General features: G+C 38.4%; 21 protein-coding genes. 7 read left to right on the top strand and 14 right to left on the bottom strand.

Annotated elements, in window-relative coordinates; translation table 11 throughout:
- Positions 1 to 402: 402 nt before the first annotated feature.
- From panB to rpoZ, 11 genes are all read right to left on the bottom strand, one after another.
- The gene (panB, locus tag ACFILH_RS08385; RefSeq protein WP_375612945.1) at positions 403 to 1,218 is read right to left on the bottom strand and encodes a 3-methyl-2-oxobutanoate hydroxymethyltransferase; all 816 of its coding nucleotides are present in this window, start codon (positions 1,216 to 1,218) and stop codon (positions 403 to 405) included.
- Positions 1,215 to 2,075, bottom strand: coding sequence for a pantoate--beta-alanine ligase (gene panC / locus ACFILH_RS08390; RefSeq protein WP_375667645.1), 861 nt, complete (start codon positions 2,073 to 2,075; stop codon positions 1,215 to 1,217). Before panC ends, panB begins: the two co-directional genes overlap by 4 nt.
- Before the next feature lie 23 nt (positions 2,076 to 2,098).
- Positions 2,099 to 2,845 (bottom strand): DNA repair protein RecO, encoded by a 747-nt coding sequence (gene recO, locus ACFILH_RS08395; RefSeq protein ID WP_273791097.1) that lies wholly within the window; start codon positions 2,843 to 2,845, stop codon positions 2,099 to 2,101.
- A gap of 26 nt (positions 2,846 to 2,871) precedes the next feature.
- On the bottom strand, positions 2,872 to 3,777 hold the full coding sequence (gene era, locus ACFILH_RS08400; protein ID WP_273791098.1) for a GTPase Era: 906 nt from the start codon (positions 3,775 to 3,777) through the stop codon (positions 2,872 to 2,874).
- On the bottom strand, positions 3,770 to 4,477 hold the full coding sequence (gene rnc / locus ACFILH_RS08405) for a ribonuclease III (RefSeq protein ID WP_273791099.1): 708 nt from the start codon (positions 4,475 to 4,477) through the stop codon (positions 3,770 to 3,772). Before rnc ends, era begins: the two co-directional genes overlap by 8 nt.
- Positions 4,458 to 5,270, bottom strand: coding sequence for a signal peptidase I (gene lepB / locus ACFILH_RS08410; protein ID WP_273791100.1), 813 nt, complete (start codon positions 5,268 to 5,270; stop codon positions 4,458 to 4,460). Before lepB ends, rnc begins: the two co-directional genes overlap by 20 nt.
- A gap of 80 nt (positions 5,271 to 5,350) precedes the next feature.
- On the bottom strand, positions 5,351 to 5,752 hold the full coding sequence (gene acpS, locus ACFILH_RS08415) for a holo-ACP synthase (RefSeq protein WP_273791101.1): 402 nt from the start codon (positions 5,750 to 5,752) through the stop codon (positions 5,351 to 5,353).
- Between the two features lie 27 nt (positions 5,753 to 5,779).
- Positions 5,780 to 6,388 (bottom strand): DUF2062 domain-containing protein, encoded by a 609-nt coding sequence (locus ACFILH_RS08420; RefSeq protein ID WP_375630786.1) that lies wholly within the window; start codon positions 6,386 to 6,388, stop codon positions 5,780 to 5,782.
- 96 nt (positions 6,389 to 6,484) lie between these two features.
- Complete coding sequence (gene pyrE / locus ACFILH_RS08425; protein WP_375659955.1) at positions 6,485 to 7,063, bottom strand: orotate phosphoribosyltransferase; 579 nt, start codon at positions 7,061 to 7,063, stop codon at positions 6,485 to 6,487.
- Positions 7,064 to 7,079: 16 nt separating this feature from the next.
- A complete protein-coding gene (locus tag ACFILH_RS08430) occupies positions 7,080 to 9,305 on the bottom strand; it encodes a bifunctional (p)ppGpp synthetase/guanosine-3',5'-bis(diphosphate) 3'-pyrophosphohydrolase (RefSeq protein ID WP_273791103.1) in 2,226 nt (741 codons plus the stop codon).
- A 128-nt stretch (positions 9,306 to 9,433) separates the two neighbouring features.
- A complete protein-coding gene (gene rpoZ, locus ACFILH_RS08435) occupies positions 9,434 to 9,832 on the bottom strand; it encodes a DNA-directed RNA polymerase subunit omega (protein WP_273791104.1) in 399 nt (132 codons plus the stop codon).
- A 569-nt stretch (positions 9,833 to 10,401) separates the two neighbouring features.
- On the opposite strand from rpoZ, the gene ACFILH_RS08440 reads away from it, so the two are divergent.
- Positions 10,402 to 11,070: a uracil-DNA glycosylase gene (locus ACFILH_RS08440; protein ID WP_375630891.1), complete on the top strand. Its 669-nt coding sequence runs from the start codon at positions 10,402 to 10,404 to the stop codon at positions 11,068 to 11,070.
- 48 nt (positions 11,071 to 11,118) lie between these two features.
- On the opposite strand, the gene smpB is transcribed toward ACFILH_RS08440, so the two are convergent.
- On the bottom strand, positions 11,119 to 11,595 hold the full coding sequence (gene smpB, locus ACFILH_RS08445) for an SsrA-binding protein SmpB (protein ID WP_012231306.1): 477 nt from the start codon (positions 11,593 to 11,595) through the stop codon (positions 11,119 to 11,121).
- 18 nt (positions 11,596 to 11,613) lie between these two features.
- Positions 11,614 to 12,498 (bottom strand): 4-hydroxy-tetrahydrodipicolinate synthase, encoded by an 885-nt coding sequence (gene dapA, locus ACFILH_RS08450; RefSeq protein WP_375630790.1) that lies wholly within the window; start codon positions 12,496 to 12,498, stop codon positions 11,614 to 11,616.
- 250 nt (positions 12,499 to 12,748) lie between these two features.
- Between dapA and ACFILH_RS08455 the strand changes: the two genes are divergently transcribed.
- Positions 12,749 to 14,839 carry a lytic transglycosylase domain-containing protein gene (locus ACFILH_RS08455; protein WP_375667646.1) on the top strand — a complete coding sequence of 697 codons (2,091 nt, stop codon included), beginning with the start codon at positions 12,749 to 12,751 and terminating at the stop codon, positions 14,837 to 14,839.
- Between the two features lie 1,058 nt (positions 14,840 to 15,897).
- On the opposite strand, the gene ACFILH_RS08460 is transcribed toward ACFILH_RS08455, so the two are convergent.
- Positions 15,898 to 16,668 carry an energy transducer TonB gene (locus ACFILH_RS08460; RefSeq protein WP_375667648.1) on the bottom strand — a complete coding sequence of 257 codons (771 nt, stop codon included), beginning with the start codon at positions 16,666 to 16,668 and terminating at the stop codon, positions 15,898 to 15,900.
- Between the two features lie 244 nt (positions 16,669 to 16,912).
- Between ACFILH_RS08460 and ACFILH_RS08465 the strand changes: the two genes are divergently transcribed.
- From ACFILH_RS08465 to ACFILH_RS08485, 5 genes are all read left to right on the top strand, one after another.
- Positions 16,913 to 19,093 carry a TonB-dependent hemoglobin/transferrin/lactoferrin family receptor gene (locus ACFILH_RS08465; RefSeq protein ID WP_375667650.1) on the top strand — a complete coding sequence of 727 codons (2,181 nt, stop codon included), beginning with the start codon at positions 16,913 to 16,915 and terminating at the stop codon, positions 19,091 to 19,093.
- A gap of 271 nt (positions 19,094 to 19,364) precedes the next feature.
- On the top strand, positions 19,365 to 20,408 hold the full coding sequence (locus ACFILH_RS08470) for a hemin-degrading factor (RefSeq protein ID WP_375667651.1): 1,044 nt from the start codon (positions 19,365 to 19,367) through the stop codon (positions 20,406 to 20,408).
- An 18-nt stretch (positions 20,409 to 20,426) separates the two neighbouring features.
- A complete protein-coding gene (locus ACFILH_RS08475; protein ID WP_375657730.1) occupies positions 20,427 to 21,329 on the top strand; it encodes a hemin ABC transporter substrate-binding protein in 903 nt (300 codons plus the stop codon).
- Between the two features lie 5 nt (positions 21,330 to 21,334).
- Positions 21,335 to 22,432 (top strand): FecCD family ABC transporter permease, encoded by a 1,098-nt coding sequence (locus ACFILH_RS08480; protein WP_375630798.1) that lies wholly within the window; start codon positions 21,335 to 21,337, stop codon positions 22,430 to 22,432.
- On the top strand, positions 22,429 to 23,262 hold the full coding sequence (locus ACFILH_RS08485; RefSeq protein ID WP_375637393.1) for a heme ABC transporter ATP-binding protein: 834 nt from the start codon (positions 22,429 to 22,431) through the stop codon (positions 23,260 to 23,262). The genes ACFILH_RS08480 and ACFILH_RS08485 overlap by 4 nt, the downstream gene beginning before the upstream one ends.
- The last annotated feature ends 137 nt before the right edge of the window (positions 23,263 to 23,399 follow it).

Below are 23,399 nucleotides of genomic sequence, written 5' to 3' on the forward strand. Positions count from 1 at the left end.
TTTTTAAAGAAAGAATTAAAATGCCTCTTATGAACTATCTCAAGTGCTAAGCGCTGTCGCAACATTGAAAATTGGCAAAGTGCGTGATGATGCCGGCTTGCTCTCTTATGAAGCGTAAAGACGGGAGTGCTCTATAAATTTTATACACTTCATAAGGGACTTACCACTATACTATTCACGAACGCCGTCGCGAAATAGGATTGGGTACCTTAAGAAAGCTTTCTTTAAAAAAGCACGTGAATTAGCGACCCAATGGCGTTCTGTTTTGCATGAGAGGCGTGACTTCATTAAAGAAATGGAAAAAATCACAGTTCAAATTGCATACAAAATATATCAAAAATGTACATTCATTATCAAAATAACAAATGTTCTCTTGTCAAACCTTTCATCTTAAACTGAAGTTTATTTTAGTTTATAAACTTCATTATCCGCTGGGAAAGCACGAGATGTAACATCCTCTGCATAATTCTTTATTGCAGTTTCCATGGCTTGTTCAAGGTCTCCATAACGGCGTACAAATTTTGGCACATGAGAACCATAGCCCAACATATCTTCCATAACCAATACTTGCCCATCACATTGATTGGACGCCCCTATACCGATCGTAGGGATAGAAAGCTTATCTGTCAGTTTCACCGCTAAAGGTTCAACCATTGCTTCTAAAACAACAGCAAAAGCACCTGCCTCTTCAATCGCTGCTCCATCTGCTTCAATTCTTTGCCAATCATTCTCCTTGCGTCCTTGTGTTTTAAAACCACCAAAACGATTCATTGCTTGGGGTGTAAGACCGATATGCCCCATCACTGGAATGCCACGTTTACACAAAAAATCTACTGTTTCGGCTATATAAACGCCCCCTTCAAGCTTAACTGCACCACACCCCGTTTGTGCAAGAATGCGCGATGCATTTAAAAAAGCTTGCTCTGGACTTTCCTCATAAGAACCAAAAGGCATATCAATAACAACAAGAGCTTTTTGAGATCCACGCACCACGGCTTTCCCGTGTGAAATCATCATATCTAAATTAACAGGAAGCGTTGTCTCAAACCCATACACAACCATCCCAACGCTATCACCAACCAAAAGGATATCGCAATATGGATCAGCAATCCGCGCAGTATAAGCTTGATAAGCTGTTAAAGAAACAATTGGCTGTTGTCCCTTTCTTGCACGTATTTCGGAAGATGTTATACGCTTTACGGTTTTATGTACACTCATTTTCCACTCTTCTCTTGCAATATATATTGATCAATCAGCCTTATCTCACCAAAGCGGACAGTAAGAAGTAAAACTGCTGGTTTATTCAATGTTCCTTTAACCACGCATAAAGTTTCCATATCCCGTAAATCTATCGCTTCAATGATTGCACGCGTTTCTTGTTGTAAAATATCACGAACAGTTTTGCATAATTTATCAACCGACCGTTCACCTTCATGATAAAGCTTTTCAGCAGCTTTTCCACTTTCAGGAATAATTTTGGCAGCTTTACGATCTTCTAATGTTAAAAGCTGATTGCGTGAAGAACAAGCTACACCATCTGACTCCCGTAGAATAGGAACTCCAACGATTTCAATAGGAAAAGCCAAATCTTCAACCATACGCCGAATAATTAAAATTTGTTGAAAATCCTTTTCCCCAAAAAAAGCCTTATCTGGTTGGACAATGTTAAAAAGTTTAGCAACAACGCTTGTTACACCACAAAAATGCCCCGGACGTAATTTTCCCATCAAAATACGTGATAATTTTTTCACTTGTACAATTGTATCATTTCCCAGTGGCCACATTTCATCTACAGAAGGAGCAAAAACACATTCAACACCTGCTTCTTTTAACAAAGCACAATCGCCCTTCAAATCTCTTGGATATTGAGAAAAATCTTCATGAGGTCCAAATTGCTTTGGATTGACAAAAATAGAAACCACTACGCGATCACACATTGCTCTTGCATACTGTACTAATGCAAGATGGCCATCATGCAATGCCCCCATTGTTGGAACAAAACCAATCGAAAAACCTAAACGTCGTTCCTCTGAAGTATATTGGCGGACTTCAGCAATTGTCTTTAAAATTCTCATTTTCCCATTCAATTATCATCAGATCAACCAATTAATGCCTGCACACCAAATTGGCGCTCAAACAATTGTATCATATTCATGCGCACTGACGGCTGCTTTATATCTCGTGGCTCCCAGACATGACGCATAAGAAAAAAACCCGTCAGTATAAAACCATTTATTATGTCACTAAAATCAGCAGGACGAGTCGTTCTTTGTACAAGAAACTGTGGTAGAATGAGAAGCTTTTTTTTCCAAGGTTCCCCTGCTTCTTCACAGACAGCCCGTCCAGATTTTGGTGATACGTAATGAAGCCTTTCCTGACGACCTGTTGCAGCACAACAAGATAAATCAAGACCAAAACCAAGTTCTTCAAGAAGCCGCATTTCAAAACGTACAAGCAATTCTGCATTTACAAATGGTTCATCAAAATTCTGCATAAAAAGGTGTAAAATATCATATAAAATGGGGTGCGGATCACGTTCGGGAAGAAGCCGCAAATGAAAAGCTATCAATTGCAAAGCATAAAGTGCTTCTGGTAGACAGATTAATCGTGCCGCATGTAAATCAAGAGCTTCAAGCCGAAAAAGTCCCAAATGTTCGTCTAAACGAGCCCACCATTCAGCCTCCACAAAATTTCCAGGTTGAAGAAGAGCTGCCATACGACGCGACCGCCCCCCTTTTACCACCCCCATATAACGACCATGTTCACGTGTCATAATCTCAAGAATAACACTTGTTTCACCATATTGGCGTGTACCAAGAATAACGGCTTGTTCTTTCCACTTCATTTTACTTTAATTATTTTTTTAAAATCTTATTTTAAAAAATCCAATCCCATTTCGCGATAACGTTCTGGATCGGTATCCCAATTATCGCGCACTTTCACAAAGAGAAAAAGATGAACCTTTTGATCCATAATTTCCATGAGTTCTTTACGTGCTGCTTGTCCAATCGCTTTAATTGTATCGCCTTTTGCTCCTAAGACAATTTTTTTCTGACTCTCACGCTCGACATAAATAACTTGATTAATTTTAACGGAACCATCTGAACGCTCTTCCCAGCTTTCTGTTTCAACCGTTGAGGAATAAGGAAGTTCATCATGAAGACGAAGAAAAAGTTTTTCACGCGTAATTTCAGCAGCAAGATGACGCATGGGCATATCAGAAATTTGATCTTCCGGATAATACCACGGCCCCTCCTGCATCATATTACTCAACGCATGAAGTAAATCCTTGCAACCAGAACCGTTTAGAGCAGAAATCATAAATGTTTGCGCAAACTTTACACGTTCATTTATTTTAGTGGTTAACGCTAGAAGAGATGATTTAACAACTGTATCAACCTTATTAAGAACAAGAACTTTTTCTTGTTTCAGATTGTTTACAATATCTAACATCATATCAACTTCATCCGAAAGACCATTTTGAGCGTCGATTAAAACGAGTAGAACATCAGCGCTCTTAGCCCCTCCCCAAGCAGCAGAGACCATGGCTCGTTCTAAGCGCTTATGGGGACGAAAAACACCCGGTGTATCGACCAACACAATTTGCACATCATCATGAATGACAATACCGCGGATTAAAGTTCGTGTTGTTTGTACCTTATGCGTTACAATTGAAACCTTTGTTCCAACCAATTGATTAACCAGTGTCGATTTACCGGCATTAGGCATCCCAATAAGCACAACAAACCCAGAACGCGTTTTCATAACGTCACTCATGATCATTTTTTCCCACTGTTTTCCATACACCCTCTCGTCGCAAAATTTTTTCAGCTGCCATTCTTTCGGCATATCTTTTGGAGCTTCCCTGCCCAATCTCTGAAGCAAACCCAGAAATACTGACCTCTACCATAAAAACAGGATCGTGATCGGGACCTGAACGTTTGATAACCTGATAATGTGGTTGTGCATTGCCTTGGATATGCGCCCATTCTTGTAATTCTGTCTTGGCATCACGTCGACCAGCATCCATTTTCTTTGCCCGACTTTGCCAATATTTTTGAATAAAAGGGCGAACACTTTCCAATCCTCCATCGAGATATATCACGGCAATCAAAGCTTCCACGACATCTGCATGCATATTGATAAGTCGACGCCCCTCGAAATTTTTCATCTCAAAACCAACACGAATCATATCAGGAAGCCTCATTTCACGCGCAATATCAGCACATGTCTGCGCATTGACAAGATGATTCAAACGGACTGATAATTCACCTTCACTTGCCTGAGGAAAAAGTTGATACAGCATTTCCGCAATCAAAAGCCCTAAAACCCGATCCCCTAAAAACTCTAGTCGTTCATAATTTCCCTGTTCCGAATCTTGTACACTCGAATGTGTTAATGCCTTCGTTAACCTCTCTTCATCTTTAAAACGATGCCCCGTCAGCTTGAAAAGCTGATCAATCATGAGACGTTTCATCGTTGTTTCCTTGCTTGATAAGCGGCAAATCATGAACCGTATTTATGAAAGAAAACAAACGTTTCCAACGCACATCAAATGGCCAGCGCCAAATCTGCCAAGCACTTGAACCGTTACTGATAGAAAAGAAAATCACGCTCGCGCGACCAATAAGATTTTCTTCTGGAACATAGCCTACATCTAAACGACTATCATCTGAATTGTCGCGGTTATCTCCCATCATAAAGTAATGTCCTTGAGGAACTTCAAAAACTTTTGTATCATCAACTTTCGGGATGAAAGCTAAATCAAGTGTATCATAACTGACACCGTTAGGCATTGTCTCGCGATAAACCTCAACAGGATAGTTAACCTCTGTTATATCAGAATTATTAATCTCCCCCATAAAGTGACGTGAAACAGCCTCATCATTAATATAAAGAACACTTTGACGGACTTGTATACGATCACCTGGTAGCCCAACAACGCGTTTTATATAATCAATCTTCGGATTACTTGGTAAGCGAAAAACGACCACATCTCCACGTTGAGGTTGAGATGCCCAAATCCGTCCAGAAAAAAGAGGGGGAGAAAAGGGGATGGAAAAATGAGAATACCCATATGCATACTTAGAAACAAACAGATAATCTCCCACCAACAAAGTAGGACGCATTGAACCGGAAGGAATACTAAACGGCTGGAAAAAAAGTGTCCGAATAAACGCTGCTAAAAGCAGAGCCTGTACTAAAACAGAAATAAATTCACGAATCCCACCTTTTTTTTCTTTTTTATGCACTTTATCTTTTTGGATCATCACCAACTGCCTTCTCATCACAGATATAATTTTTTTTCATCATAATATTCAAATAACAAAAGCACAATCTCTCACGCCATCTATCCACGTGGAAGTGCTTCGATAATAATAAATGCCTGTGCCCAAGGAAAATCATCTGTTATGCTAAGATGAATAACTGCATCATGATGAGGAGGTAATAACTTTTGAAGTTGCATTTGCGCACGATTTGTTAATTGCATTATTGGTTTACCAGATGGCAAATTAACTACCCCCATGTCTTTCCAATTGATACCACAAGCGATTCCCGTTCCTAAGGCTTTAGCACATGCTTCTTTAGCAGCAAATCTTTTTGCATAGGAAGAGGAGCTTTTTTTGAGATTTTCAGATCTATTTTTTTCAATATCCGTAAAAATACGTTGGATAAAACGCTCACCATAACGAACCAACATTTTCTCAATACGTCGTATATCAACCAGATCATTTCCAAGACCAATAATCATAAGATATTAACCCGATCTTTCTCAAATTTATTTCTGTTTTAATACAGGCGATGAACGCTTCTTTAAACGCCTTTTTTTTATAATCTTTTGATATCGCTTTTGTTTAAAACGAACCGTTGCTCTGTAAACACCTATATAAGATAAACCACCAAAAACAATACCTAAAAGAGTTCCACCTAAAATCATAGGACTCATAATTGTGTCCCATGCGCCTTTAAAGAGGAGAGAGAGATTTGACAATGTCAAACCATTAAATAGAGCACGAATTTGCGAAAGAGAAATCTCTTTGACATCGCTAAAAAGTGATAAACAAAAGTACCCTACTTTATAATCAGCCATGATAATCAATAAAAATGTGAGTGGATTAGAAAAAATCGTCCCAATGATTGCGGCAGCAAAGTTTGCACGCAAAAGCCAAGAAAAAAATATTGCCAAAATAATATGCAGCCCAAAGAAAGGGGAACAAGCTAAAAAAATGCCAACAGCAACCCCTAATGCTACTTCATGCGGTGTTGCTGATATACGCAAAATACGTTTATATATGTAGCAAAATGAGCGAGAAAATGAACGACGTGGCCATAACCAAAGTCGAATACGCGTTACAAAATCTATTGGTTCTCGACGACGAAAAAGCATATGACTCTCAATATACATCTTTTGATAATGAAATAACCTATATCATCCAAATTAATCTTTTTAAGCTTTTGCACAAAAAAAAAAATAGAAAGACAATTAAATATTTCGACTGCCTGGTTTAATCGCTGGAAGAACAGAAAGCTCTGCAGGAAGAGCATCACTAGCATAAGAGGTTATCTCGTATTCAGCAAGCGCAATCAATGGAACTCCAACATTGACCTTACCACCAGAACGATCAAGAATACATGCACTGGCCAATACCTCTGCTCCTGCTGCAACAAGCGCTTCAACAGTCTCACGAATGGAAAGACCCGTTGTCACAATATCTTCAACAATAACAACCCGTGCACCCTTCTTGATTTCAAAACGACGCAATTCAAAGATGCCATTTACACGCTCTACCCAAAGAGAAGGAACACCAAGGTGACGTGAAGTTTCATAGGAAGGAATAAGACCGCCAATTGCGGGCCCAACAACATAATCAATTTTTTCCTCGATAGATTTTTTGATTTTTTCAGCCAATCCACGACATAACTTTTCTGTCAAGTCAGCATGCATGAATACTTTCGCTTTTTGCATATAAGTCGCACTATGGCGCCCCGATGTTAAAATAAAATGCCCTTCTAGAATAGCATTTGCTTGTTTAAAAATATCAATGACATCTTGTGTATTCATTGCTAAATCTTTCTTTTTATCCATGAACCCGCCGTACTGTACTTACTGAACCTGCCTTTTTTAATTGAGAAAAAATACGATTCAAATGTTTTAAATCCCACACTTCCAAATCAATCATAATTTCTGTAAAATCTGGTGCTGTACGGATAAAAGATAAATTTTGGATATTGGCATCGTTAGCAGAAATTATTTGTGTAATTTCAGCCAAAGAACCAGGACTATTTACAACCAAAATATTCATCCGTGCAGGAAAACGTTCATTCATTTGGGCATCAATATCCCAGCGAACATCAATCCATCGTTCTGGCTGATCATCATACGCCATCAAAGCTGAAGACTGTATTGGATAAATAACGATCCCAGCTCCTGGCTGCATAATACCAACAATCCGATCTCCAGGTACTGCTCCTTCCGGTGAAAAACGTACGGGTATATCTCCATGGGTTCCTCTAATAGGCAATGCTTTAGATTGATGATTCTCGACCTTTGCATTCTTTTCATTTTCTGGAACTTTAAAAATCATACCTTGAGCATTTTCAATATTAAACCAACCTTCTTCCCCAGGCCTAAAAGATGACTTTTGTACCACACGGTGATCTTGATAATCAGGATAAACCGCTTTAATCACATCAGCGGAAAACAGCTCTCCACGCCCAACAGCAGCCAATACATCCTCTACATCTTTACGTGCTAAACGTGGCAAAACTTTCTTCAAAAGGTCTTTTGAAAATTGCTTTCCCATATATTCAAATGAACGCTCGAGAATACGATATCCTAAACCCGAATATTGTTTACGTACCGCAGCACGACTTGCTCGTCGAATAGCTGAACGTGCTTTACCTGTGACAACAAGAAATTCCCATGCTGCTGGCGGAATTTGAGCGTGTGAGCGAATAATATCAACCTCATCACCATTTTTTAATTTGGTCATTAAAGGCATAATACGACCATTGATTTTTACACCCACACAAGAATCACCGATGTCTGTATGGACGGCATAAGCAAAATCAATAGGCGTAGCTCCTTTAGGAAAAGCAATTAATCGACCTTTCGGCGTAAAACAAAAAACTTGGTCTTGAAAAAGCTCAAGTTTTGTATGTTCTAAAAACTCTTCTGGATTATCTCCATCAGACAAAGATTGTATCGTTTGACGCAACCATGCATAGGCATTCGTTTCACTTGATAACTTCACAGTCGAATAATTGGAACCGCGCTCTTTATATATGGAATGAGCAGCAACCCCATATTCAGCAACTTCATCCATAGCAGCCGTTCTAATTTGCAACTCAACACGTTGTCTTGAAGGGCCAACAATTGTTGTATGAATAGAACGATAATCATTTTGCTTTGGTATAGAGATATAATCTTTGAAACGACCAGGAACCATTGGCCATGTCGTATGAATGACACCAAGAGCACGATAACAATCATTCACGGACTCAACAATCACACGAAATCCAAAAATATCCGATAATTGTTCAAAAGATAATGCTTTACTTTCCATTTTGCGAAAGACTGAATAAGATTTTTTCTGACGGCTTTTAACATCTGCTTTAATGCCATGCTCCAAAAAAAGTTTTGTCAATTCATTTTCAATTGTGGAAAGCAAATCACGGTTGTGTTTCAATAATTCAGAAAGTCGATTGGTAATCGTACGATAACCTTCTGGATTTAAATAAAAGAAAGAGAGATCCTCTAATTCCTCACGCATATCCTGCATACCCATACGGCCTGCAAGTGGCGCATAGATATCCATCGTCTCTTCAGCAATTCGCCGACGTTTATCATCACGCATAACACCAAGGGTACGCATATTATGAAGACGGTCAGCAAGTTTGACTAAAAGAACACGAACATCATCAGAAATAGCAATAAGAAGTTTACGAAGATTTTCTGCCTGTACGGCTTTCTTTGATACAAGATCAAGCTTATTAAGCTTTGTAAGCCCTTCAACCAACTTCCCAATTTCAGAACCAAAAAGCTGATCAATTTCTGCTCGTGTAGCGCTTGTATCTTCAATTGTATCATGCAAAAGAGCAACAGCAATCGTTGCCTCGTCCAACCGCATATCTGTCAAAATAGCAGCAACTTCTAAAGGATGAGAAAAATAAAGATCACCTGACGCACGCTTTTGATGCGCATGCTTTTTCATTGCATAATCATAGGCCCTGTTTAAAAGAGCCTCATCTACGTCAGACTTGTAACGTTGAACACGTCCAACAAGCTCACACTGACGCATCATACGAGCATATCCTTTATCTTTTCACACCCCTAATCTTTATTGAACACGTCCTATTAATAAAAGACACGAAAAATAATTGCTCCTCACATGACAAAGTATCTTTACTCCTGTAACATAAATTGCTGCAATTAATAATCGTCACTTTTTTCTGGAACAACCAAACCTTCAATACCCGCTAAAAGCTCTTCTTCTGACATATGATCAAATGAAGTACCTTCTTCTTGCGATGACGTATTAAAAACACTTTCAGCTTCACCTGAATGGGTAATAAATTCACTTGCCATTTCTGGCTCATCTACTTCCACATGCTTTTGCAGCGAATGAATAAGGTCTTCCTTTAAATCAGCAGGCGACAATGTTTCTTCTGCTATTTCACGCAAAGCAACAACTGGATTTTTATCATTATCGCGATCAACCGTAATCTGGGCTCCTTGTGAAATCTGACGCGCCCGATGACCTGCTAAAAGTACCAACTCAAAGCGGTTGTCAACTTTATCAATACAATCTTCTACCGTTACGCGGGCCATTTATGCCTCTTTCTCAAATAAAAAAATTTAATAGCGGATAAAGGAGTATATACAATAATCAAAATAAAACACAAGAAAAACAACACAAACTTTTATATTTTTTGATTAAAGAACTTATTTAAGAAAATTCTTGGAAAATTTATAAAAATGTATAACCTATTCATGCTCGTTATCAAAGTTTCTCTTAAAAGCATTCCAATAGATTGACTTCAAACAAAGGACGGTCTTTCTTGACAAAATATTTGTCTGGAGTATTCATCCTTTTAAAAGGAATACCAGCTATTTAAAATCCTTTGCAATAACGGCAGCCTTACGCATACTTTTTATGATAATATCTTTATCTAAAGAGAAAACTTTTTTTTCTTTGAACATCATGTGTATTGCACTCTTATTCATCGAATAAATTACTGAAAGATGACCTCTTACACAATAATTAGCAATAAGTTTATATTAAACTTTCTTCTAAAAAAGTTTATTTATATTCATTATAGATTGTTTATCAAAACATAACCCGTCATATACGCTATAAAAGACTCAAAAAAATAGAAAAACGATTAATGCCTAACACCATGAATAGCCAATTAACATCACTTTGCCCAGAACCACCCCAAAATTGCAATTTATGTCCTAGGCTTCATCAATTTATCGCTGGCTGGCGTGTAAAAGAACCAAGTTGGTATAACGCACCGGTGCGCCCATTCTTTCCTTATAAAGGGCCAGACACAACACGCCTTCTTATTGTTGGGCTTGCTCCTGGATTGCGCGGAGCAAATCGAACTGGACGTCCATTTACTGGTGATTATGCTGGGCACTTACTTTATTCAACTTTAAAAAAGTTTGGTTTTGCCCAAGGAACCTTTGAAGAAAGAGCTGATGATACTCTTGAACTTATTGATGCAGCAATCGTTAACTCTGTTCGTTGCGTTCCACCAGAAAATAAACCCACCGGTGCAGAAATTAACACGTGCCGCTATTTCTTCTCACCTCTTTTAACAAATCTTCCCAAACTTAAAGCCGTTATTACCTTAGGCACCATTGCGCACCATTCAACGATACGTGCCCTTAATGCAAAAGTTTTATCTCACCCTTTTGGACATGGTGAAATCAATAACATCGGCAGATTACGCATCTTTTCGAGCTATCACTGTTCTCGTTATAATACAAATACTGGGCGCTTGACAGACGCCATGTTTCACCAAATCTTTCAAGCAGCAAAAACATACTTAGATCAATGCTAAAACTGTTTTAAAAAGTGCTATAAATAAAGAATATCGAAATTGCATCCATCATCCATATCTTTTTAAAAGTCTTGCTTTTTCACGTCCCCAATCACGTTTTTTTTCCGTTTCGCGCTTATCATGAAGCTTTTTCCCCCGCGCTAGAGCGATCTCCAACTTAACGCGCCCTCGTTCATTAAAATAAAGTTTGAGAGGAACAAGCGTCATTCCTTCACGAGACGTTGCATTAAAAAAACGTGCCATCTCACGTTTTGAAAGTAATAATTTGCGCAAACGTCGTGGTTCATGATTAAAACGATTAGCCTGCGTATATTCAGGAATATAGCTGTTTACTAACCATAATTCCCCATTCTCAAAACTCGCATAGCTTTCAGCAATATTGGCATGATTAGAACGTAAGGACTTCACTTCCGCTCCCTGAAGGACAAGACCAGCCTCGAGATTATTAAGGATTTCAAAATTAAAACGTGCTTTACGATTGTCAGCAATTATTTTCCGTACGGGCGCGTTCTTTTTTTTATTCATGGCTTTGTCAATATCATTTTATGCTTTTAAAAGACCAGCATGACTGAGGGCTTCATCAATAATCTTCTTTGTTCTTTCTGTTAATGGTACAATAGGAGAACGCACAGTATCACCACAAAATCCTAATTTTGCAGCAGCATATTTAATACCTGCTGGACTAGGTTCAATAAACACAGCACGATTAAGAGGCATCAAGCGATCATTTAATTCTCGTGCTGTTTTATAATCACCACGAAAACAAGCTGCTTGAAGTTCTGCACAAAGCTTCGGAGCAACATTGGAGGAAACTGAAATACACCCCATACCTCCATGTGCATTAAAACCTAACGCCGTACAATCATCACCGGAAAGCTGCACAAAATCTTTTCCACACTTTTCACTTTGTTCACTAACGCGCTCAATTCTGCTCGTTGCATCCTTAACACCAATGATATTGTTAAAATCTTGATAAAGGTCTTTCATCGTTTCTACAGCCATATCGATAATAGAACGACCAGGAATATTATAAATTATAATCGGAATAGAAACAGCTTTGGCAATGGAAGAAAAATGCTTGTATAAACCAGATTGATTTGGTTTATTATAATAGGGAGTGACAACCAAAACTGCATCTGCACCCGCTTTTTGCGCGTATTGTGCAAGCTCTACAGCCTCGCTTGTGCTATTTGATCCCGCTCCAGCAACAACAGGAACACGCTTTGCAACCTGCTCAACACACAATTCTATAATCCGCTTATGTTCTTCATGACTTAACGTTGCTGATTCACCTGTTGTCCCAACAGGGCTTACACCGTTAATCCCTTGTGTGATCTGCCATTCAACAAAATCACAAAACGCCTTCTCATCAATTGCGCCCTTGTTATCAAACGGTGTGATAAGCGCAGTTATAGCTCCCTTGAGCATGATAAACTCCCTATAATGTTTGCTTTTATTTTTTTATAATCGCCTTTTATAAATTTTAAATAGAGCATAATCTTGCTCTATCATTGAAGCAAGATGAATTTCAAAAAAAGCCCTCATAAGATGAAAATGCCCCTCCTTAAATGTTGAACAGTTCTTTAAAATAAGCCGTCTATATTAACGCGTTTTTCACGCTTGTGTTCTATAAATCCTTAAGTTTTTACAAAAAGCAAGGTCTCAAGGTCTTTTCTCTATGCGTGTATTCTCCACCTCTCTTTTCGTATCAACCTTTACTGCACTTATACTGGCAATAAGAATTTTATTTTCAAGTGCATACGCGCAAACACCCCTTTTGCAAGGGAAAGCGCCAATCCCTTTGGTTCGCCCTACTCCCTTGACCACAAAAGAAGCTCAAGAGCCTCTTCAACAGATACACACGACATCACACAATACTGCTACACTTCAGCAACTGAAAGCTGGGCTAGATGCACTAGCAAACAACAATATTGCAAAAACAATAAATCTTCGTAATTCAATGGAAAAACATAGCCTTGATCGTCATATTTTGACATGGGCGCTGGGGGTATCAAACCAAGCGAATATACCAAGTTCTGAAATATTTAATGCAATCAACATGCTAAAAGGATGGCCAGGTATAGAAACGATGCAACGCAATGCTGAACGTGCTTTTCTTAACGAAACCAACGTTACACGCGCAATCATCCAAAAATTTTCTCATCACCCGCCCCAAACAGCACAAGGGATGGCTCTCTTCGCTAAAGCACTTATCGAAACCAGACAAACCACTCGTGCTCAACACGTTATTGCTCCATGGTGGCATAAAACACAACTCAGTGCAAAAGAAGAAGTATTTGTTCTTAAAAATGCAAGCGCTGCATTAAAACCTATTGATCATTTGAAACGCATGCAGTTTATGCTGTATGCACATCGTTTTGATTCAGCAGCACGCGTTGCAAAATTAGCCCATGCTCAATCTCTTTTTAATGCTTTTGTGGCCGTTGAAAAAAATGATCCTAGAGCTACACAAAAATTAAAAGCTGTAGAGAGATCATGGCAAAAAGATCCTCTTTTTCAGTTTGCTCGAATACGCCATCTTCGACGAACAGAGCAATATGATGCAGCCGCAGCACTCATGATGAAAACATCAAACGATGCATTTCGCCTTATGAACCCTCATTCATTGTGGAAAGAACAACGCGCCCTTTCTCGTGAAATGCTCGATTTAAACAAACCAAAAATTGCTTATCAACTCGTTGCAATGCACACTGGTATAACATCTGCATTAGCCGTCGATGCTGAGTTTCATGCAGGATGGTATGCACTACGGTTTCTTCATAACCCTAAATTAGCAATGCAGCATTTTTCACGTATTCCTCAACTCTCTTCTTTACCTTTTTATGCATCACGTGGATATTACTGGATGGGACGAACAGCAGAAACGCTAAAAGAACATCAAAATGCCCAGCAATACTTTCATCGTGCAGCTCATTTTGGTGCAACTTACTATGGTCAATTAGCCGCTGCACGACTCAACCAACAAAAGCTTAAAGTTATCTTTCCCAAACCAACAACCGCTGAGCGACAACATTTTAGTGCACGAAAAGCGATCAAAGCAATTCAACGTCTTGAAGCAGCCGGCTATGCTGATTTTGCTAAAATTTTTTATAGAGAGCTCGGAAAAAGAATAGAAAGCCCCGGTGAATTAGCTCTTCTGGCTGTTATGGCAGAAAAAAATGGAGACTATTATACCAGCCTCAAAATTGGAAAAATGGCTGCTTTTCAGGGAAAAAATGTTGGTGCACTCTCTCATCCTCTGGGAGCTATACCAGCTTCTGCTAATATTTCTGTAGAAGAAAAATCGCTTATCTATGCCATTGCACGCCAAGAAAGCGAATTTAATCCAACAGCCATATCAAAAGCAGGTGCACAAGGTATACTCCAATTGCTTCCTACAACAGCAAAAGCACTGGCAAAAAAATACTCAATCGCATGGTCTCCTAAAAAATTTAGCAGTGATGCTCATTATAATGCAACATTAGGTGCCCATTTTCTCAATGAACAATTAGAACGTTTTAATGGATCCTATATACTAACTCTTATTGGCTATAATGCGGGTCCCCGTCGAGTCAATGAATGGATAAAACGTTATGGCGATCCTCGAGGACAATCTCTCGATAACGTCATTGATTGGATTGAACGTATTCCTTATACAGAAACACGTAATTACGTGATGCGTGTCATGGAAAATTATGGTGTCTACAAAGCAAGACTCACTGGGAAAATAGATATAAAAACCGACCTGCTTTCTGGTCGACGGAAATAATATGCCTTAACGTCCCAAATAGCATTTGAAAGCATTCATAAGAAGTGTTTTTATTCCTTTTTAAATAGTACCCACATACCAGCCTTCTTATGATGTATAAGCAAGTAATTTTAATTGATTCAGTATCAATAAATTCAAAATAAGAAAACCCTGCGCTATTCGGGTCTTTTATTCTAAATACAAAATGATGAATTATCATTATAAATCAACATGTCATACAAATAGTTCATTTCTTCTCAACATAAACGACAATATCATAGAGATTACAAATATAAGAGAAGAGTGAAACAAATAGCTCATCCTTTTACTGTTGCTTATTAGTCAATATTCAAATCTTGTGAAACAGCATATTTTAAAACTATTTTTTTCTGCTTATAACATTTCCATACCAAATAGAGAGTAGGTTGTTATATATATCGTTTGGATTATCTCTGATAACAGAAAGACAGACTCATTGAGTTAGAAAGCCTTAAAGACAAACAATTTTCTTCTGCCCCTTCCCTTTCATTCGGTTTTACGACTTTTAAATATGTCAATATCTTTTAATGATGAAGATGAATCTTTGCTTTTTGTTTTTCTCATTTTTACATATAAGTTCACATCCTTCACACAAAAACAGAGCATCCCAAAATAGTATGTTTTTCTTATTGATATTCTTGTTTTATTTTAATGTTTCTAAGTCTATTTCACAACGGTGTATCTGGAAAGTACTTACGAAAATCCTCTCACGAACGGTATAAAAATCGATGAGACACGATTAACCTTTACTTAATTACTTAATAAAAGCTATAGCTCTATCATCCCATAACTCCCAATATCATCCCATAACTCCCAATGTTGCAACAACCCTTTCATTTAGAGCATTCATAAGAAGTATATTCGCTGCTTTTTAGAAGTTTTTATTCATGCTCCCCCTCAACTTATATCATAAGTAAGCGAATGGTTTTGATTAATTCAACGTCAAAAAAATTAGAATAAACTATATTTTAACTTTCATTAAAATTATAAACAATCATTATAAATCAATATATTATAAGAAAAGCGCCCCGCATAAGAAATCAGCTAAATATTAGAGATACTCTGATTGTTTTATTCACTTTTGATGGTGGTGGTGGTGGAAAAGAACCAATGCGTTGAAGTGCCGCCATCGCTAATCGATCAAGTTCCGGATCACCAGCAGAGACTGCTACACGACTAGAAAAAATACTCCCCTGCTCATGTACCATAAATTCTAACTTCACCGTTCCTTTTGTATGACTGGTACGCTGTCCCACAATATAATTTTTTTGCCTTTCTAATTGTGACTGTACCTTTGCTAACCACTCCATTAACAACATATCTTCAGTCCCTGCTGTAACACCGCCCTTATTGGTGGAAGAAGAACGTACCGCCTTTGTATTGGAGCGCTTTACTACAGCCTTTGGCATCGGTATTGTTTTTTTGATAAACGCTTTATGCTCCACTTTTTGAGGAAGGGGGTCTTCTAAAGACTTTAAGTCATCCTGTTTTACTATATGCTGAGGTTCTTGCGATTGAACTTCATCCACGGATTGCAATCCTTCTAACTCCTGCTCTAGGAGATCAGACTGTAATACTTCTGGCTCTGTATTAATATCCGACTCTGTATGAATATCTGGCAAGTCTGTATCAACATCCGGATATACAGTTTCTTGCGCAAAAGTCAGCATAATCTCCGACGAGAGCAAGCCATTACTTACACCAATACTTTGAAAATAAAACTGCGCTCCCAATAATACATGCAAAAAGAAAGCTCCAACAAATGCACCAATCCAAAGAGTTAATAATTGCTTCGTATTTGCAAAATTCATCGTTTTTTCTGCCACTATTTTAAGCTTAATATTGGTGTTCAATCTCATTAAAACAGGCTATTTTGAAATTGCAACTTTTTTCTTGACTGATTTTGTCATGTTTAATATGGTTTTCCAGTGATTTTGTGTTGTTTTCAAAATCATTTCTACTTGGCTGGCAAGTTTTAATCAGCGGGTCCAGCCTTTTTGTATGTAAATAAAATTTCAAAACAGAGAGGGGACGTTAAAAGGGTTGTGATGTGTTATGCAAATAAGACGAAAAAATATCTATAAAAGCTGTGTGATTTTAAGTGCATTATCGGTCTGTATACCTTCATTTGTTTTCGCACGAAGTAATGATGGAGCTTCTGTCACTGAACTCAAACCAATTGTTATTGAAGAGAAAAAAATAGGGACGGCCTTGGATTCGGTCACTATTTTGACGAGTCGAAAAACCGCGAAAGATATTCGTGAAAAACAAATAACTGATGCCTATGATATTAATCGCCTTGATCCATCCGTATCCTATAACCCAGGGAATAACAGTTTTGTCATTCGTGGTTTAGAGGCAAGCCGTATTCTTACAACAATGGATGGTATCGTTCTTCCATGGTTGGACGATATATTCCGCGGAAATAGTGGTAACACAACGTTTGATTTTGGTGCACTTTCCACACTTGATATTATTCAAGGATCGGATTCTAGCCTTTATGGATCTGGTGCGCTAGGAGGAATTGTTGCTTTGCGTACCCTTGATCCTGAAGATCTTATCACAGAAGGAAAAAATTGGGGTGGTCTTATAAAAGGTGGTTATCATTCTGTTGATAATAGTTGGCACGTAGATCAAGCTGTTGCAATGCGTGCTCAACAAACGTTTTTGCTTTTCCAGGGTTCTTATGCGGAAGGTCATGAGCGCAAAAATATGGGAACCTTAGAGGGCTATGGAGAGCGCACACGTAAAAACCCTGCTCATTTTGATCAAAATAATTTGCTCTTTAAAATTCACCAATACCTTGATGATAATCACCGACTTGGTTTTACCGCCGAGCGTTTTGGTCACACCATTGATACACATTCATTGAATGCTTCTGAGAGATATTATGCCCCTAGTTCTGTTTATGATAAGGACGACAAACTCCGTGAACGCCTTTCTCTTTCTTATGACTATAATGGCAATGAAGATGCACTTTTTGATGCATTTCGTGGGCAGATTTATTGGCAAAGACAGTCAAATCGTCATATTCTGACCGGATTTCGTGTTAGGGCCCCCAAAGGGGATTTTTTGAGAGATAATTTTTTGCGTAATACTAATTATGGTATCAATGCTAACGCTCTCAAGAAAGTTCATATTGGCACTGTAGATCATACGTTAAAGATTGCCACTAATGTTTTATCATCTAAATTTCATCATTATTTGTTAGGGAAAGATAATTGTCATTTGGCGGAAAATGCACGGGGCTGTCTCTTTGTACCCGCTAATCGGTCAGATTCACCAGATGCGAATGGCTATAATTTGGGTTTTGTTTTCGAAGATGAAATTGGCTTTGCTGATAACCATTTCCGTATAACACCTGGAGTTCGTTATGATTGGTTTAAATATATCCCTCAAAAAACGTCCTCTTATGAGAAAGCTCTGATTTCTGACAAATTTCCTCCAGAAAGAAATGGTTCACATTTTTCTCCCAAATTACGTATGGAGCTGGATGTTCGTAATCAAGTAACACTTTATGCTCAATGGGCGCAAGCTTTTCGTGCACCACGTATTCCAGAACTTTATGTCTCTTATATAAAACCCTCTGCTTATTATGTGAAGGGAAACCCTGATCTTAAAGCAGAAACAAGCAATGGATATGATGTTGGTATAAGGTATGGAAATGGAAATTTCGGCGGTTCAGTCAGTGCCTTTTTCAATCAATACAAGGACTTCATAGATACTATAGATAAAGGTCCATCAGAGGAATTCAAATTTGCGCGTCGCCATTACATAAATCGTGCAAATGTGCGTATTTATGGTGCTGAAGCCAAAATACATTTGGCTCTTAATGGTGGATTCCATAGCAATTTTGCTCTTGCCTATTCGCAAGGAAAAGATCTTGATAAAGATGAATATCTTAACTCAATTCCAGCTTTAAAAGCGATTGTTGGGATCGGATATGCAAAAGAAATCTGGGGAGCAGACGTTGTTCTTACCTCATCTGCCAAACGCGATAAAGTTGCTAAGGAATCGGACTATCAAAAAATTCCAGGTTATAATATTATTGATGTGTCAGGTTGGTTGAAGCCATTTGGTGAAAAGGGTCCTGTTATAAGGGCTGGTGTTTATAATCTGTTCAATCAAAAATATTGGAATGTATCAGATCTTCCTTCCGGTGAAAGCTCAACGCCGAAGGATTATTATACTCAGCCTGGTCGCAACTTTAAAGTTTCGTTCGTGCAAAAATTTTAGTTACTTTTGTTAACCATTAGATCAATTAAAAAGGTTAGATCGATAAAGAATAAGTCATTGTGTTTCTGTTCTTCTTGTTCTCTAAACAACAGATTTTGAGGTTTACGCTTTAGCTTTTTGTAATTTATCGGTTTTTATTGTTCTACTGTTAATAAAAAAAGGGCTTATTTGGTAGTAGGTTGAACCATTAGTTGATAGTGGTTCGACTTACTGTCTTTGAGTTGAAAAATTAAACAATTAACCCTCAAACAGGTAACATAAGGATAAGCCCATGTCATACACAGCCGAAATAATTATTCGCTTGCGTGAAGAAAAAAAAGAGATGCGTAACCGCGATTTCGCGGACTCTATTGGTATATCCGAAGCAGAACTCATTGCGGCTTATTGTACAGTTGGAAAAGCAAAAAAACTACGCGCTGATGTCGCTACTCTCTTGGAAAATGCTCCTAAACTTGGCACAGTTATGGCATTGACACGGAATGATAATGCTGTCCATGAAATAACAGGATGTTTTGAGAAAATTGTTCAAAGCCAGCATATCCCGATAACACTCGGTGAAATTGACTTGCGTATTTTTTCAAAACAATGGAAGTTTGGTTTCGAGCATGACGTGATTATTCTCGGAACACCTATGAAAAGTTTGCAATTCTTTGATCAATATGGCATTGCCATTTTCAAACTCTATTCTAAAGACGCAACAAATATGGATGAATGGGCTGCACTTGTTGAAAAGTTGCTTCATGACGATCAATCACCTGTACTTGATATTTCTCCCGTTCTTACTCCAGTACAATGTGATACGACAAAGCTGGATGTTGAAAAGTTCCGAGATCGTTGGCGCCAGATGACTGATGTGCATCAACTTCATGAGATTATTTCTGAACTGAAAATTAATCGACATGATGCTGTAAAACATGTCGGAAATGAGTTTGCCGATGAGTTAAAAATAGAAGCTGTTGAAATGATGCTCAGACAAGTTGCACAACAAGAGTTACCAATTATGTGTTTTGTTGGTAATAAAGGATGTATTCAAATTTTCACTGGGCAAGTAAAGAACATTAAGCAAATGGGACCTTGGCTTAATGTTCTCGATCAGAAATTTCACCTCCATTTACTCGTTTCTGGATTTTATAAGGTATGGCGTGTTCGCAAGCCTACGATTGATGGGTATGTCAGCTCACTTGAAGTTTTCGATAAAGCTGATGAGATGGTTATTCAATTCTTTGGCGTACGCAAGGAGGGACAAAAAGAACGTGACGATTGGCGCTCTTTATTGAATAGTTTGCCATCATGCCAAGAAAACAGCAGTAACTAAGATAAGGTAAGGTTGGACATGTTCGTATCTCTTTTACATAGGTTATCAAACCTTTTTCTTATGTGTTTACTGCTCTCTCTTACTTGTTTTTCTAAACAAGTAATTGCTGAACCTGCAACGCGTTTTCCTGAAAATGCTCGAATTGTTTCTATCGGCGGAGCACTTACAGAAATTGTCTATGCATTAGGAGCCCAAGATCAACTTGTCGCCCGTGATAGTACAAGTGTCTACCCACAAGAAGCGCTCAAGCTTCCTGTGCTTGGATATATGCGTGCTCTTTCACCTGAGGGTGTTTTATCTCTTGCTCCAGAGGGTATATTGCTTGTTGAAGGAAGCGGTCCCGCTTCAACAATTGATATTCTCAAAAAAACATCGATACCTCTGGTGATTATACCAGAAGACTACTCCCGTGAAAATGTGATAGAAAAGATTCGCCTCGTTGGTCAAGCCATTCATCGGGAAGTGCAAGCGGCTGCGTTAATTGAGAAATTGAAGCGTAATTTTTTAGACAACGATGCGCTTTTGGCGAAAGTAACAAGACCAAAGCGTGTTCTTTTTGTTTTCTCTGTGCAAAATGGACGCGTCATGGCATCTGGAACAGGTACTGCAGCTGATAGTATGATAAAACTTTCAGGCGCTATCAATGCTATCACCGATTATAAAGGATATAAACTTCTCAACGGCGAAGCATTATTGAAATCAGATCCCGATGTTATTTTGCTTGTAAAACATGGTGCAAGATCAACCAGCATTGATAAGATTTTAGCCATACCGGCAGTTCAAGCAACAACTGCAGCAAAAAATCATGCCATAAAACAGATGGATGCCATGTATTTTTTGGGATTTGGTCCACGCACTGCAGACGCATCAAGAGAGCTTATTGAGATACTTTATGGTGCCAATCAAAACGGTAAGAGCTGATAAAAATGGTAGACGGTACATCCATGATGCATTTACCTGAAGCAAAAGAAGGTAAAAAAATAAGCCGTTCAAAGCAGGGGAAGATTTTATTATTAAGCTTAATAATCTTCCTTATCTTCAGTATTTTTGGTGGGCTTTTGAATGGTGCTGCAAAGGTTTCTTTCGTTGATCTCCTCCATGTGATGCTTACACAAGATTTTTCGGTAAGTAGTAAAACGCGTGATTACCTCGTGCTCATAGACATAAGGCTTCCCCGTGTTATCTTGGGATTATTGATTGGAGCAGCTTTAGCTGTCTCCGGTGTTCTTATGCAAGGGCTTTTTCGTAATCCTCTTGCAGATCCCGGAATTGTAGGTGTATCAGCAGGTGCTGGACTTGGAGCAGTCTTAGCAATTGTTGTCGGTATTGCTTTTCCTGTTTCATTTGCACCTTTTCTAGAGCCTTATAAAGTTATCATAGGAGCTTTTTTTGGTGGACTTTTATCAACGATTATTCTCTACATAATAGCAACGCATAATAGCTTTACCTCTATTGCAACCATGCTGCTTGCTGGTATTGCTCTTGGTGCATTAAGCAGTGCAGTTGTCGGAACATTGATTTTTGTCGCAAATGACCAACAACTGCGTGATATCACTTTTTGGAGTCTTGGCTCTCTTGCGGGCGCTACATGGTTAAAAGTATGGCTCGTTCTTCCTTTTATCGTTATTGGTCTTCTTTTCTCTCCCTTTTTATCACGAGCACTTAATGCCCTTGCTCTTGGAGAAGCTGTTGCTGGCCATATTGGTTTCCATATTCAACGCGTCAAAAATATTGCTATTCCCCTTGTTGCTCTTATGTGTGGTAGTGCTGTTGCTGTCAGTGGTGGTATTGGTTTTATTGGTATTATTGTTCCTCATATTTTACGTCAGCTCATAGGTCCTGATCATCGCTATCTCATTCCTTGCTCTGCTCTCCTGGGAGCAGCATTACTTATTTTTGCTGATATGTTTGCACGCTTAATTGTTGCCCCCGCAGAATTGCCGATTGGGATTGTAACAGCACTTTTTGGTGCACCTTTCTTTCTATGGATCCTTATATGCAAACGAGGAACAGACTTTTCATGATTGAAGCGACAAATATTTGTGTTCAGCGCGGAAAGAAGAAGATTCTTAAACACATTAATCTTCAAGCTAAAAGTGGCGCTTTTACCATTATTATTGGTCCTAATGGATCAGGAAAAAGTACTTTTATCAAAGCTCTGAGTGGTGAAATTCCTTACAGTGGAAAAATAACCTTAAATGGTTATAATGTATGCCAAACAAAAACTCATGTAATGGCAAAAATGCGCGCTGTACTACCACAATCAACAACGCTCGTATTTCCATTCTTAGTCCATGAAGTTGTAGGACTTGGTCTTTCTGTAAACCAATTTACCTTTGCCACAGCCGAATTGCAAAATCTTATTCAGAAAGCTTTAGAGTGCGTTGACCTTTCTGATTATGGCAACCTGTATTATCACCAATTATCAGGCGGAGAACAAGCTAGAGTACAACTTGCCCGTGTACTTTGCCAAGTCTGGAAACCTGTTCATAATGGGATTCCTCGCTGGATGATATTAGATGAACCTATTGCTAGCCTCGATATTCAACATCAAATCATCGTTATGGATATTGCTAAACAATTTTCCTATTCTGGTGGCGGCGTTCTTGCTGTTCTTCATGACCTCAATCTCGCGGCACATTATGCAGATAACATGATCTTGCTCAAGGAAGGTGAGATTTATTGCGAAGGAAATGCAACTAATGTTTTGACAACACAAAATCTCCGCAATGTTTATCATTGTTCTTTAAACGTTTCTGAATTACCTAAAGAAGATATCCCTTTTATACTCCCTCAAACGGCATCCTCCTATGAAATTAGATCTCTAAGCTGTCGGCTTCAATCTAAAAACTAAAGTCCATAGCAAAATAAAACACGCAAATATTCAAGAATCTTTTTTATTTTTATATGAACTCCTTTTTGTCATCTATCATTAAAAAGAAGACCAAGCACCCTAAAGATATTTTTTGAAAAAACTACCAGTTTAAAATC

Origin of the sequence: Bartonella sp. CL435QHHD (genome assembly GCF_042195095.1) — a bacterium.
Lineage (GTDB): Bacteria > Pseudomonadota > Alphaproteobacteria > Rhizobiales > Rhizobiaceae > Bartonella.